At 65.3% G+C, this 13,126-nt stretch carries 11 protein-coding genes and 1 pseudogene; 11 read left to right on the top strand and 1 reads right to left on the bottom strand.

From position 1 onward, the window contains the following. Positions 1 to 168 precede the first annotated feature (168 nt). The 7 genes and pseudogenes from rho to WOC76_RS01780 all read left to right on the top strand — a co-directional run bounded on the left by rho (position 169) and on the right by WOC76_RS01780 (position 8,048). Entirely contained in the window at positions 169 to 1,437 is a 1,269-nt protein-coding gene (gene rho, locus WOC76_RS01810) for a transcription termination factor Rho (protein WP_341104279.1), read from the top strand. 45 nt (positions 1,438 to 1,482) lie between these two features. After that, entirely contained in the window at positions 1,483 to 2,460 is a 978-nt protein-coding gene (locus tag WOC76_RS01805; protein ID WP_341104281.1) for an aromatic ring-hydroxylating oxygenase subunit alpha, read from the top strand. A gap of 2 nt (positions 2,461 to 2,462) precedes the next feature. Next, positions 2,463 to 3,761: a tRNA uridine-5-carboxymethylaminomethyl(34) synthesis GTPase MnmE gene (mnmE, locus tag WOC76_RS01800; protein WP_341431246.1), complete on the top strand. Its 1,299-nt coding sequence runs from the start codon at positions 2,463 to 2,465 to the stop codon at positions 3,759 to 3,761. Between the two features lie 51 nt (positions 3,762 to 3,812). Next, positions 3,813 to 5,681: pseudogene (mnmG, locus tag WOC76_RS01795) on the top strand (tRNA uridine-5-carboxymethylaminomethyl(34) synthesis enzyme MnmG); the annotation flags it as partial. Further along, positions 5,678 to 6,325 carry a 16S rRNA (guanine(527)-N(7))-methyltransferase RsmG gene (gene rsmG / locus WOC76_RS01790; protein ID WP_341104283.1) on the top strand — a complete coding sequence of 216 codons (648 nt, stop codon included), beginning with the start codon at positions 5,678 to 5,680 and terminating at the stop codon, positions 6,323 to 6,325. The pseudogene mnmG and the gene rsmG, both read left to right, overlap by 4 nt. Then, positions 6,309 to 7,127, top strand: coding sequence for a ParA family protein (locus WOC76_RS01785; protein ID WP_341104285.1), 819 nt, complete (start codon positions 6,309 to 6,311; stop codon positions 7,125 to 7,127). Before rsmG ends, WOC76_RS01785 begins: the two co-directional genes overlap by 17 nt. A 42-nt stretch (positions 7,128 to 7,169) precedes the next feature. Then, entirely contained in the window at positions 7,170 to 8,048 is an 879-nt protein-coding gene (locus WOC76_RS01780; protein ID WP_341104287.1) for a ParB/RepB/Spo0J family partition protein, read from the top strand. 132 nt (positions 8,049 to 8,180) lie between these two features. On the opposite strand, the gene WOC76_RS01775 is transcribed toward WOC76_RS01780, so the two are convergent. Beyond that, positions 8,181 to 9,116 (bottom strand): OmpW/AlkL family protein, encoded by a 936-nt coding sequence (locus tag WOC76_RS01775; RefSeq protein ID WP_341104289.1) that lies wholly within the window; start codon positions 9,114 to 9,116, stop codon positions 8,181 to 8,183. Positions 9,117 to 9,407: 291 nt separating this feature from the next. Here WOC76_RS01775 and purL point away from each other — a divergent pair, with 291 nt between their 5' ends. The 4 genes from purL to WOC76_RS01755 all read left to right on the top strand — a co-directional run bounded on the left by purL (position 9,408) and on the right by WOC76_RS01755 (position 12,762). Next, entirely contained in the window at positions 9,408 to 11,648 is a 2,241-nt protein-coding gene (gene purL / locus WOC76_RS01770; protein ID WP_341104291.1) for a phosphoribosylformylglycinamidine synthase subunit PurL, read from the top strand. A gap of 18 nt (positions 11,649 to 11,666) precedes the next feature. Further along, complete coding sequence (locus WOC76_RS01765; protein WP_341104292.1) at positions 11,667 to 11,897, top strand: BolA/IbaG family iron-sulfur metabolism protein; 231 nt, start codon at positions 11,667 to 11,669, stop codon at positions 11,895 to 11,897. A gap of 49 nt (positions 11,898 to 11,946) precedes the next feature. After that, entirely contained in the window at positions 11,947 to 12,273 is a 327-nt protein-coding gene (gene grxD, locus WOC76_RS01760; protein ID WP_341104294.1) for a Grx4 family monothiol glutaredoxin, read from the top strand. Positions 12,274 to 12,519: 246 nt separating this feature from the next. After that, a complete protein-coding gene (locus WOC76_RS01755; RefSeq protein WP_341104295.1) occupies positions 12,520 to 12,762 on the top strand; it encodes a hypothetical protein in 243 nt (80 codons plus the stop codon). The last annotated feature ends 364 nt before the right edge of the window (positions 12,763 to 13,126 follow it).

Raw genomic sequence — 13,126 nt, 5'->3', positions numbered from 1 at the left:
CAGCGCCTGCGAGCGCGCTTGCGCCGCGCGTAAAAAAGCTTTATGAGATAAATCCTCACCTCTGGCAGACAGTCGAAGCTCGACCGCCGACTTATCGTTCCGGCGCGCGGAATTCCCTTCCCGTTCCCCTGCCCGCTCTCCGAACGCTCGTCTCTCTTGAAGGCCCACATGCGGGAAATCAAACTTTCGGACTTGAAAGCGAAGTCCGCCGCCGAGCTTCTTGCTTTCGCCGAGGAGCATGAAGTCGAAAACGCCTCCCTGCTGCGCAAGCAGGAGCTGCTCTTCGCGATTTTGAAACAATTCGCCAGCCGCGACGTCGAGATTGTCGGCGAGGGCGTGGTGGAGGTGCTTCAGGACGGCTTCGGCTTCCTGCGCTCGCCGGACGCCAATTATCTCGCCGGTCCCGACGACATTTACGTGTCGCCGTCGCAGATTCGCAAATTCGGCCTGCGCACGGGCGACACGGTCGAGGGCATGATTCGCAGCCCCAAGGAGGGCGAGCGTTATTTCGCCCTTCTCAAGGTCAACACGATCAATTTCGAGGATCCGGAGAAGGTGCGCCACAAGGTGCCCTTCGACAATCTGACGCCGCTCTATCCCGATGAGCGCCTCAAACTGGAGATCGACGATCCGACCCGGAAGGATCTCTCGTCCCGCGTCATCGATCTGGTGGCGCCCATCGGCAAGGGCCAGCGCGCGCTCGTCGTCGCGCCGCCGCGCACCGGCAAGACGGTGCTACTGCAAAACATCGCCCAGTCGATCACGACGAACCATCCCGAGTGCTATCTCATCGTTCTTCTGATCGACGAGCGCCCGGAGGAAGTGACCGACATGCAGCGCAGCGTGCGCGGCGAAGTCGTTTCCTCGACCTTCGACGAACCGGCGGTGCGCCATGTGCAGGTCGCTGAAATGGTGATCGAAAAGGCCAAGCGCCTCGTCGAGCATCGCCGCGACGTGGTGATCCTGCTCGATTCGATCACGCGTCTCGGCCGCGCCTACAATACGGTGGTGCCGTCCTCCGGCAAGGTGCTCACGGGCGGCGTCGACGCCAACGCCCTGCAACGTCCCAAGCGCTTCTTCGGCGCCGCGCGCAATATCGAGGAAGGCGGCTCGCTCACCATCATCGCCACGGCGCTGATCGACACTGGTTCGCGCATGGACGAAGTCATCTTCGAAGAGTTCAAGGGCACCGGCAACAGCGAGATCATCCTCGATCGCAAGGTCGCGGACAAGCGCGTCTTCCCGGCCCTCGACATCACCCGCTCCGGCACCCGCAAGGAGGACCTGCTGGTCGCGCCGGACATCCTCAAGAAGATGTATGTGCTGCGCCGCATCCTCAACCCGATGGGCACGGTCGACGCCATCGAATTCCTGCTCGGCAAGCTGCGGGAAACGCCAAAGGGCAATCAGGCGTTCTTCGATTCGATGAATACCTGATAGAGCCGCTCTCATTGGGCTTTTAGGGGAAGCTCGGGAGGCCGGATGTTTGCTGATTTCGCCAATATCTGGACTCCCGTCTGCCTTTCCCGCGATCTGAGGCCCGGCAAGCCCCTCGCGCGCCGCATCGCCGGGGAGCGCGTCGTCTTCTTCCGCGACGCTGCCGGGAAGGCCTGCGCGCTCATCGACCGCTGCCCGCATCGCGGCGTGACGCTGTCGCTCGGCCGGGTGGTGAAGGGCGAACTCGAATGCCCCTTTCACGGATGGCGCTTCGATGGCGAGGGGCGCAATTGCGGCGTGCCCTGGAACCCTGATGCGAAGCGCGAACATCTCGGCGCCTGCGCCCTGCCCGTGCGCGAGATCGCCGGGCTTCTGTGGCTCCATACCGGCTTCGCGCCGCAGGCCGGCCCCCTGGTCTCCGAGACGCTCCTTGCGCCAGACATTGCCCTTTGCGCCCAGTCGGTCGTGTGGAACGCCCATTGGACGCGGGTGATGGAGAATATGCTCGACATGCCGCATCTGCCCTTCGTCCACCGCCGGACGATCGGCAAGGGCCTGAGCCGGCTGGTCGAGGGCGGCCGCCGCATGGATATTGATCTCGAAGAGCGACCCTATGGGGCGCATATGACGAACAGAATCGACGGCGTCGCGCGGCCGGGCGCGCTGGACTACCGCTTTCCCAACATCATGGAGCTGTCGATCGACCCGCCCGGCCGACTCCTACGCCTCATGGTCGCCTGCATTCCGGAAGATGAGGGCGCGACGCGGCTCCTGCTGCTGACGATCCGCAATTTCGCCCGCTCGACCCTGCTCGATCCGGTTTTTCGTCTCATGAACGGCCGGATCGCGGGGGAGGATCGCCGGATCGTCGAATCCTCCTCGCCCGGCGAAGTCCCGCCGCCCGGTGAAGAAAAGTCGGTCAGGACGGATGCGCCGACGCTCGCCTTCCGGCGCATCTATCGCGAGACGCTCCGCGGCAGTTCGGCGCGCCGTCCGGATGGCGTCGACAGGCTCCCGGCTTGACCATGGAAACGATCTTTGCCCTCGGCACCGGCGCGGGCCGCGCCGCCATCGCGGTGATCAGACTCTCGGGTCCTCACGTGGCCGGGCTTCTTCTGGATCTGACCGGCGCGACGGGCGCCCCCCGCCTTGCCCGTTTTGTCACCTTGCGTGACCCCGAGAGTGGCGAGGCGCTCGATCAGGGCCTCGCGCTGTTTTTCCCTGCGCCCCACTCCGCGACGGGCGACGATTACGCTGAATTGCACATTCACGGCGGCCGCGCCGTGATCGACGGCCTCCTGAAGACCCTTTCGCGCCGCCCCGGCCTGCGTCCGGCGGCGCCGGGCGAATTTGCGCGGCGCGGCTTTGCGAATGGCAAGCTCGATCTCTCCCAGGCGGAGGCGCTGGCCGATCTCATCGACGCGGAGACCGAAGGACAGCGGCGTCAGGCGCTGCGCATCGCGGGCGGGGCCTTGCGGCGGCAGATCGAAGGCTGGCGGGCGGCGCTCATCGACGCCTCCGCGCTCATCGAAGCCGAACTCGATTTCAGCGACGAGGCGGATGTCGGAGCCTTCGACCGGGAGGCCTTGCGGCGGCGGCTCGACCCTTTGCGCGCTGCGATGCAGGCGGCGCTTGCCGAGGCGCCGGCCTCGGAGCGGATGCGCGAAGGCTTTCTGGTCATGCTTCTCGGGAAGCCCAACGCCGGAAAGTCGACCCTGCTCAACGCCCTTGCCGGGCGCGATCTGGCCATCGTTTCCCCGACCCCCGGCACCACCCGAGACATGATCGAGGCCCATCTCGATCTCGACGGCCTTCCCGTCACCTTTGTGGATACAGCCGGCCTGCGAGAGGCCGCCGATGAAATCGAGCGGATTGGCGTCGACCGCGTGCTTCGGCGCGTCGAGACCGCCGATCTGGTTCTGTGGCTTTCTCCTGGCGGCGAGGCGGCGCCCGAACAGGTCCCGGTCGGAGCCGAGGTCCTCAAGGTCGCGGGTAAGGTCGATCTACTCCCTGCCCCTGAGGGCTGGCTCGGGGTTTCGGCGAAGAGCGGCGCGGGATTGGAGCCGTTTCTGAGAGAGATCGCCGAGCGGGCCAAGGCGCGGCTGGGCGACGGCGCCTCGGCCTTGCTGATCCGTGAACGGCATCGGTCGGCCGTGGCGTCGGCGCTCGAGAGCGTTGATGCTGCCCTTTCCAGCGAAAAAGACTTGGAATTTATCGCGGAGGATTTACGTTCCGCAGCGCGGGCGCTGGGGCGCATTGTCGGCGCGGTGGATGTCGAGCACGTGCTCGACGCCGTGTTTTCCCGTTTCTGTATCGGGAAATAGACAGGCTGTTTCACGTGAAACAGTGAGGCGGTTGGGAATAAGGATCAGCAGGGGCTGGGGACTGTGCAGGGGACTGTCAAAAGCTTCGATGTGGTTGTGATCGGCGGCGGCCATGCTGGCTGCGAAGCGGCTGCTGCATCCGCTCGACTCGGCGCGCGCACGGCGCTAATCACGCATTCCCGCCAGACGATCGGCGCCATGTCCTGCAATCCAGCCATTGGCGGGCTCGGAAAGGGTCAGCTTGTCCGCGAGATTGACGCGCTGGACGGCCTCATGGGGCGTATTGCGGACCTCGGCGGCATTCAGTTCCGAATGTTGAACCGCTCGAAGGGCCCCGCCGTGCGCGGGCCGCGCGCTCAGGCGGATCGCAAGCTCTACCGCGCCGGCATGTTGGCGGCGATCGAGGCGACGCCCAATCTTGACGTGATCGAAGCGTCGGTCGAGGATCTTCTCGTCGAAGGCGCCCGCGTGCGCGGCGTGGCGACCGCGGCCGGCGAGGAGATACGCGCCGAAGCGGTGGTGATCACGACCGGCACGTTCCTGGGCGGGGTGATCCACATTGGTGACGAACGCACGCCGGCCGGCCGCATGGGCGATCCGCCGGCGCTCGGCCTCGCCCGTCGCTTGCGCGCCGCGGGCTTTGCGGTCGGGCGGCTGAAGACGGGAACGCCGCCGCGTCTGGATGGCCGGACGATCCGTTGGGATGCGCTCGAAAAGCAGTTGGGCGACGAAACGCCCGAGCCCTTCTCTGCCTTGACCGCGCGCATCGAAAATCCGCAGGTCGCTTGCGCCATCACCCGAACCACGGCCCGGTCGCATGAGATCATCCGCGCCGATCTGCATCGCTCGCCGTTGAAAACAGGGGCGATTTCCGGTCCTGGCCCCCGCTATTGCCCGTCGATCGAGGATAAGGTGACCCGCTTCGGGGACCGCGATGGCCATCAGATATTCCTGGAGCCGGAAGGGCTCGACGACGATACTGTCTATCCGAATGGCGTCTCGACCTCCCTGCCCCTCGCGACGCAGGAGGCGTTCATCCGCGCCATTCCGGGGCTGGAGGAAGCCCGCATCCTGCGGCCCGGCTACGCCATCGAATATGATTATGTCGATCCGCGCGAACTGACGCCGGCGCTCGAAACGAAGCGCCTGAAGGGGCTTTTTTTGGCCGGCCAGATCAATGGAACGACCGGCTATGAGGAGGCGGCGGCGCAGGGACTCGTCGCCGGCCTCAACGCCGCGCGGCTGGCGGCGAGGCGGTCGCCGGTCATTTTCGACCGGGCCGAGGCTTATCTCGGCGTGATGATCGATGATCTCGTGACGCGTGGGGTTAGCGAGCCCTATCGCATGTTCACATCGCGGGCGGAATATCGTCTTTCCCTGCGCGCAGACAATGCCGATGAGCGCCTCACGCCGAAGGGGCTCGACCTCGGGTGCGTCGGGCCTGTACGGCGCGACATCTTCGCGGCGCGCGCCGTGAGCAGCGCCCGCGCCCGGGCATTGCTCGAGGGGGTGTCGCTCACATCCGCGGCCGCCCTCAAGCAGGGTCTCCCCGTCAATCAGGACGGGCAGCGGAGAAGCGGATTTGCCCTGCTGGCCCTGCCCGGCATGACCGTGGCGCGGTTGGGCGAGATTTGGCCTGAACTGAAGGAAATCGATGCGGCGACCGCCGAGCGCGTCGAGACCGACGCCCGTTACGCCGTTTATCTCGACCGGCAGCAAGCCGACATTGACGCGTTCCGGCGGGATGAGCAACTCGCCTTGCCGGATGCGCTTGACTATGAGTCGATCGCCGGTCTTTCGGCCGAGCTGCGCGGCAAGCTCGCCTATCTCAGGCCGCGCACCCTTGGTCAGGCGCAACGGATCGATGGCATGACGCCCTCCGCCCTCACCCTGCTCGCGGCGCGGGCGCGACGGGCGTGAGCGAGGCGCGCGCGCGAGCGTTGGCGCTTTGCCCCGCTCTTCGACCGATCGAGCGCGAGCTTGCCCTCTATGAGGAGCTGTTGAGGCGTTGGCAGGCCAAGATTAATCTCGTCGCACCCAATACGCTCGATGAGATTTGGCTTCGCCACTTCGCCGATTCGGCGCAGGTTCTCGCGGCTGCGCCGAATGCCTGCGTTTGGGCTGATCTGGGCTCTGGCGCGGGTTTTCCGGGTCTCGTCACCGCCCTTCTTCTGAAGGATCGACCTGGAGCGCATGTCCATTTGATCGAGAGTGATCAGCGCAAGGCCGCCTTTCTCCGGGCTGTTTCACGTGAAACAGGCGCGCCTGCGACGGTGCATGCCGAGCGAATCGAGTCGGCGCTGCCGCCGCTCGCGGAAAGGATTGACGCCGTCAGCGCCCGCGCATTGGCCCCGCTCGGGAAGCTTGTCGAACTGGCGCGCAAACCCTTGGAAAAAGGCGCGACGGCGGTGTTTTTGAAGGGGGAGGAGTGGCGGGACGAATTGACCGCTGCGTCCGGCATCGGTAGTTTCAGGGTCGACACAGTTCAGAGCCGCACACATCCGCGCGCCAGATTAATCGTCGTCAATTCACCGCCAGAGGCAGATTTTGACCGGACAGACTAGCGGGCCGCGCGTTCTGGTCCTCGCCAATCAGAAGGGCGGCGTCGGCAAGACCACGACGGCGATCAATCTCGGCACCGCCCTCGCCGCTGTCGGCGAGGAGGTGCTCGTCATCGACCTCGATCCGCAGGGCAACGCCTCGACAGGTCTCGGGGTTGATCGAAAAAGCCGCGAGCTCTCGACCTATGATGTGCTGGTTGGCGAGTCGAGCCTTGCCGAGGCCATCGTCGAGACGGTGGTGCCGCGCCTTTCCATCGCGCCCTCGACGCTCGATCTGCTCGGCGTCGAGCTTGAAATCGCCGGCGACAAGGATCGGGCCTTCCGCCTCAAGCGAGCGCTGGCCGAGCTGGCGGCTGCGGAGCTTCACGAGGGCAAACACTACAATTATATTCTGATCGACTGCCCGCCCTCGCTCAATCTCCTGACGATCAACGCGCTCGCCAGCGCCGACGCCGTTGTTGTTCCGCTGCAATGCGAGTTTTTCGCGCTCGAGGGCCTGTCGCAGCTTCTGTCGACCGTCGATCAGGTCACCCGGACGCTCAACCCGAAGCTGTCGATTCATGGCGTCGTTTTGACCATGTATGACCCGCGCAACAATCTGGCGACCCAGGTCGCCGCCGATGTGCGCCGTTTCATGGGCGACAAGGTCTATGAAACGATGATTCCGCGCAATGTCCGCGTGTCAGAGGCGCCCTCTCATGGCAAGCCGGTGCTGCTCTACGATCTGAAATGTCAGGGCAGCCAGGCCTATCTGAGGCTCGCCTCGGAAGTGATTCAGCGTGAAAAGCGTCTGCGCGCGGCGTGACGTCGCCCCGTTGGTCGAGACCAAAGCAGGAGAAATTTGAAGATGGCTGAAGAACCGCGCCGGCGGCTCGGCCGCGGCCTGGCCGCGCTTTTGGGCGATGCAGGCGAGGCGGCGCCTGGCGAGCGCCCGCGCGGCCAGCGCAAGGCGCCGATTGAATTTCTGCGGCCCAATCCGCGAAATCCACGCAGCCTTTTTCGCGAAGAAGATCTGGCGGATCTGACCAATTCGATTCGGGAGAAGGGGGTTATCCAGCCGATCGTCGTGCGCGCAATCGCTGGCGTCGCCGACGCCTATGAGATCATTGCGGGCGAAAGGCGCTGGCGCGCGGCGCAGGCGGCCGGATTGGCCGAGGTGCCGATTGTCATCCATGAGGCGGATGACAAGGAAGCGCTCGAAATCGCCATCATCGAGAATGTGCAGCGCGCGGACCTCAACGCCATCGAGGAAGCGAGAGGTTATGAACGCCTTGCCGCTGAATTCGGCTATGTACAAGGCGACATCGCCAAGATCATCGGCAAGAGCCGATCCCATGTCGCCAATACGCTGAGGCTGCTCAATCTCCCCGAGTCGGCCAAGGCTCTGGTGCGGGATGGGGCCATTTCCGCCGGCCACGCCCGCGCCCTGCTCGCCGTCGAGAACCCGGAGGCCGTCGCGCGGCGCATTGTCGAAGAAGGCTTGACTGTGCGCGACGTCGAGGCCCTTGCGCAGGAGCAGCAGGCGGCGGCCGCCTCGGGCGCTTCGCCGCCGGCCCGCAAGCCCAAGGCGGAAAAGGACGCGAATACGCGGGCGCTGGAGAAGACGCTCTGCGACGCGCTGGGCATGGCGGTCGAAATCAAGAATCAGGGCGAGCGCGGCGAACTTCGCATCCGCTATCAGACGCTCGATCAACTCGACGCCATCTGTCGCATGTTGAGCGAATAGGCGCAGGCCGCCGCCCGTAGAAGCCGTCTCATCTGGCGCGCCGCCGGCGGCGCAGGGTTGCTTAGACGCCATCAAAAAAGCCGGCCCCGCGAGGAGCCGGCTTTCTGTTATTTGCGATCCGGGGGAACCGGCTCAGAAGAGCTTCGGAACGCCCCAATCCGCGCCGAAGCGATAGGTCAGGCCGCCCGAGATGACGACCGGATTGATCTTCACGGCGAGGTTCAGCGGGACGAAGACCGGGCCGCAGTTGAAGCAGCCGCTGCCCACCGAGACGGGCGTCGTATTGGCGGCGGCCCAGACGTGAGCGGTCGGCTCCATCATGATGTATTTCACATCGACGTTCACGCCCCAGCGGTCGTTGAACATATAGTCGATGCCGGCCTGGCCCACGACGCCCCAGGAGGGGGTGATGCTTGCCGAATAGGCGGTCGTCCAGGCGGTGAAGCCCGGGACGGCGGCGTTGAGCGCGGGATTGGCGGACGCGATCGGCTGGGTCTGGTTGCCGGCGCGCGTGCCCCAGAAGGTCGTGAAGTTCACGCCGACGCCGAGGTAGGGCTGGAAAGCGCCGAAATTGGTGAAGTGATACTGCAGCATCAGGGACGGCGGGAAGACCCAGGTCTTGATGACGCTGGCGCCCTGAAGCGGACCCACGCCCGTCACGTGATGCGGGGTGACGCAGCAGATCGCCTCGATCGCCCAGTTCTTCGTCAGATAATAGGCGACGTCGATCATCGGAACGATCGAAGAGGAAATATTGGTGTTCGAACCAAAGAACTGGGTGCCCGGGCCGCCGCTGTAGCCGAGCGTGTTCAGCGCCGTCTGCGGCCACGGGTTGATGCCCCCGACGGCGAGATAGCTGCCGGTGCCGCGATCGGTGATGAAGGCCGAGCCTTCGGTCGGGATCACGCCGCCGACCTTGAGGCGGACCTGGAAGGGATGGAAGGGCTCGATAACCGGCGGCGGCGGCGCCAGCGGCTCCTTGATGCTCGCCAAATCAGCTGCGTGAGCGGAGACGGCGGCCGTCCCCATCGCAATCGCAGCGAAAGCGCCGCGAACAACATTCCTCATCGGAACCCCCATTGAAATCTTTTGGCAGACGGTCGACGCCGTCGCGCCGAGTCGAGCCGAAGGTTGCTCTTTTTTACGGCAATATCAATTGATAAAGATCAAAAAAAAGCCTGTGGACGGTTCATTCTTTCTTATTGTGACTCTTGCGCAACATCCCGGCGCTGTTGCCTTGCCGCACGACGGGCGCTAATCGAGATGGCGAGAAACGCCTGAGAACCTCAGGCAAACCGGCGCGCGACGCGCCGCATCGGCGCCAAAAAAAGCGCCGCCCCTGCGCAAGGCTCTGCTCCATTGACAGCCACCGCCATCAAAGCCGAACCCAAAGTCGACGCCGAACTCGCCGCCGCCCACGGGCTCAAACCCGATGAATATGCGCGCATCCTGTCGCTCATCGGCCGGACTCCGACCTTCACGGAGCTCGGCATCTTTTCGGCGATGTGGAACGAGCACTGTTCCTACAAATCTTCGCGCATCCATCTGCGCAAGCTCCCGACCAAGGCGCCCTGGGTCATTCGCGGTCCCGGCGAGAACGCCGGCGTGATCGACATCGGCGACGGCGACGCCTGCGTCTTCAAGATGGAGAGCCACAACCACCCGTCCTTCATCGAGCCCTATCAGGGGGCGGCGACCGGCGTCGGCGGCATTCTGCGCGACGTCTTCACCATGGGCGCGCGGCCGATCGCCTGCCTGAACCTGCTGCGCTTCGGACGACCCGGGCATCCCAAGACGCGCCATCTGGTGTCGGGCGTGGTCGCGGGCGTCGGCGGCTATGGCAACAGCTTCGGCGTGCCGACCGTCGGCGGCTCGACGGAATTCGATCCGTCCTATGACGGCAATATTCTCGTCAACGCCATGGCGGTCGGACTCGCCCGGGCCGATTCGATTTTCTATTCGGCCGCGGCCGGCGTCGGCAATCCGATCGTCTATCTCGGCTCCAAGACGGGCCGGGACGGCATCCATGGCGCCACCATGGCTTCGGCCTCCTTCGAGGCCGACGCCGAGGAGAAGCGCCCGACAGTGCAGGTCGGCGATCCCTTTTCGGAAAAGCTCCTGCTCGAGGCCTGTCTGGAGCTGATGGCGTCGGGCGCAGTCATCGCCATTCAGGACATGGGCGCCGCCGGCCTCACCTCCTCGGCCGTGGAGATGGGCGCCAAGGGCAATCTCGGCATCGAGCTCGATCTCGACGCTGTGCCCTGCCGCGAGGAGGGCATGACCGCCTATGAGATGATGCTCTCGGAGAGCCAGGAGCGCATGCTCATGGTGCTGAAGCCCGAGCTCGAGGAACAGGCCGAGGGCATTTTCCGCAAATGGGGCCTCGACTTCGCCATCGTCGGCAAGACGACCGACACGCTGCGCTTCGTCGTCAGGCACCAGGGCGAGATCAAATGCGACCTGCCGATCAAGGAACTGGGCGACGAGGCGCCGGTTTACGACCGGCCCTGGGTCGCGACGCCGAAACAGCCCGTCATCGACCCGGCGTCCGTGACGCCGCCGGTCTCGAATCGCGACGCCCTGCTGAAACTCCTCGCGACGCCGAACCTCTGCGCCAAGCGCTGGGTCTGGGAGCAATATGATCATCTCATTCTCGGCAACAGCGTGCGCCAGCCCGGCGGCGACGCGGCGGTGATTCGGGTGAAGGACGGCCCCAAGGGCCTCGCGGTCACGACCGACGTGACCGCGCGCTATTGCGCGGCCGATCCGGTCGAGGGCGGGAAGCAGGCGGTGGCGGAGGCCTGGCGCAACATCACCGTGCGCGGCGCGACGCCGCTCGCGCTCACCGACAATCTGAATTTCGGCAACCCTGAGCGGCCGGAATATATGGGCCAGTTCGTGGGCTGCCTGCAGGGGATCGGCGAGGCCGCGGCGGCGCTCGATTTCCCGATCGTCTCGGGCAATGTCTCGCTCTACAACGAGACACAAGGCGCAGGGATTCTGCCGACCCCGGCGATTGGCGGCGTCGGGGTGATCGCGGATGTCGCGACATCCGCGCCGACGGGTTTCGCGCGCGCCGGCGACATTCTGCTCCTGGTCGGCAAGACCGTCGGCTGGCTCGGACAAAGCGCTTATCTTGCCGATCTCTGCGGGCGCCGGGAGGGCGCGCCGCCGCCGGTCGATCTGGCCGCCGAGCGGTCGAACGGCGACTTCGTTCGGGCGCAGATTCTCGACGGCAGGGTTTCGGCCGCGCATGATCTCTCCGACGGCGGCCTCGCCGTGGCGCTCGCCGAAATGGCGCTGGCGGGCGGGATCGGCGCGACGCTCGACGTCTTGCCGAGAGGACCGGCCCATGCGGTTCTCTTCGGCGAGGATCAGAGCCGCTATCTCTTGGCCGCAGAGCCCGAAGCGGCGACGGCGATTCGGGCCGCCGCCGCGGCGCGGGGCGTGGCCGTCGAGGCCATTGGCGTCACAGGCGGGGAGTCTCTGAACCTTCCCGGCGAGGCCCCGATCGCGCTCGCCGAGCTGCGCCGCGCACATGAATCGCCGCTGCCGGCCTATATGGCCGGAGACGATGCGGCCTTTTCCACCGCTTCCTGACGTAAAAGGACGAATCGCATGCCGATGCCCGCCTCGGAAATCGAGAAGATCATCAAGGCCGCCTTGCCTGACGCCACGGTCGAACTGACTGCGCTCGCCAATGACGACGACCATTGGGCCGCGCTCGTCGTCTCGGAGTCGTTCCGCGGCCTTCCCCGCGTGCGCCAGCATCAGCTGGTCAACGCCGCTTTCGGGCCCCGCCTCGGCACGGAGCTGCATGCGCTGGCGCTGACGACCCGCGCGCCTTAAAACAAGCGAGCCGGCGGCGCCTTGAACGCCGCAAGAGAAGGAAAATCAAATGTCCGACATTATGAGCCGCATCAAGGGCGAGATCGAATCCTCCGACGTCGTGCTTTTCATGAAAGGCACGCCGCAGGCCCCGCAATGCGGCTTCTCCATGCAGGTGGTGCAGATTCTCAACCACCTCGGCGTGCCCTACAAGGCGATCAATGTGCTCGCCGACGGTGACATCCGCGAGGGCATAAAGACCTATTCGAACTGGCCGACGATCCCGCAGCTCTATGTGAAGAACGAGTTTATCGGCGGCTGCGACATCACCCGCGAGATGTTCCAGTCGGGCGAACTCCTGGAGCTCTTCGACAAGGAAGGCGTGCCGCACGCCTGAGGCCGGCAAGGCCCGAACGCGCTCTCCCCAACGAGTTCTCGCATCTCGTGCGCGCCGCCCAAACGGCGCGCATTTGTTTTTTCGATGCGTCGAAAGCCGCATTTTCCGACGGCGCCGCAGGCGCACAGCGACCCGAGAGGGGCGCAGCATCATACGCTTTATTGTGACAGTGAGATGAATAACACTTCTCCTCACATCCGAGCGCGCGGCCGAGAGAGCGGCGCGTCGGGGGCAAGGAGGAGAAAAATGTCTCTAAGAGTCATGCTCGCCGCGGCGGCGATCGGCGTCGCGCTGTCCTCGGGTTCGGCGGTCGCCTATGAGCGCCATTTCGATTTTGGAGAGGTCTGGAAACAGGCGGTCGACGTCCACCAGCGGGACGACGCCCTGAGCGCCAGTCCGCGGGACGTCATGCGGCGTTATCCCCGCCATGTCTTCCAGGGCCGCCCGCACGATCCCTCGGGCAACATCATTCTGGAAGGCGCCCAGTAGGGCGAGAATCGCCCCAAACGCGAGGCGCGCGACTCGAGCCCCGGCGGACCGCCGGGGCTCTTTCTTGTTCGAAGCAATGGCGCCGGGCCGCGCCTCGGAAAAAAATGTTTTTTTGCTGCGGCGCCGCAGGAATCGGCCTCCCCTCACGCGCCAGCCCGATCATCCGCCCTCGCCCGCCGCCTGCCGTCGCGAGCGCCCATAGGAAAAACCGATATTTCGGTTGTGTTTGATTTCCGGACCCGCATGGGCAAGTGTCGCGCCATGCAGAGACTAGAAACAGGCCGCCGCCACCCGTCGCCCTCGGGGGCTGCGCCGTGATCCTCCCTTTGGCCCTGACCCAGGGCGACCCGTCCGGCATCGGCCC

The organism is Methylocystis sp. IM3 (assembly GCF_038070105.1).
GTDB lineage: Bacteria > Pseudomonadota > Alphaproteobacteria > Rhizobiales > Beijerinckiaceae > Methylocystis.
This window is presented reverse-complemented; position numbering and strand designations above follow the sequence as displayed.

Coding starts and splice junctions, on each gene's coding strand:
- WOC76_RS01780 (WP_341104287.1), top strand. CDS start 7,170: ATGGCTGAAGAACCGCGCCGGCGGCTCGGCCGCGGCCTGGCCGCGCTT.
- WOC76_RS01765 (WP_341104292.1), top strand. CDS start 11,667: ATGCCGATGCCCGCCTCGGAAATCGAGAAGATCATCAAGGCCGCCTTG.
- grxD (WP_341104294.1), top strand. CDS start 11,947: ATGTCCGACATTATGAGCCGCATCAAGGGCGAGATCGAATCCTCCGAC.
- mnmE (WP_341431246.1), top strand. CDS start 2,463: ATGGAAACGATCTTTGCCCTCGGCACCGGCGCGGGCCGCGCCGCCATC.
- WOC76_RS01775 (WP_341104289.1), bottom strand. CDS start 9,116: ATGAGGAATGTTGTTCGCGGCGCTTTCGCTGCGATTGCGATGGGGACG.
- WOC76_RS01755 (WP_341104295.1), top strand. CDS start 12,520: ATGTCTCTAAGAGTCATGCTCGCCGCGGCGGCGATCGGCGTCGCGCTG.
- rho (WP_341104279.1), top strand. CDS start 169: ATGCGGGAAATCAAACTTTCGGACTTGAAAGCGAAGTCCGCCGCCGAG.
- WOC76_RS01805 (WP_341104281.1), top strand. CDS start 1,483: ATGTTTGCTGATTTCGCCAATATCTGGACTCCCGTCTGCCTTTCCCGC.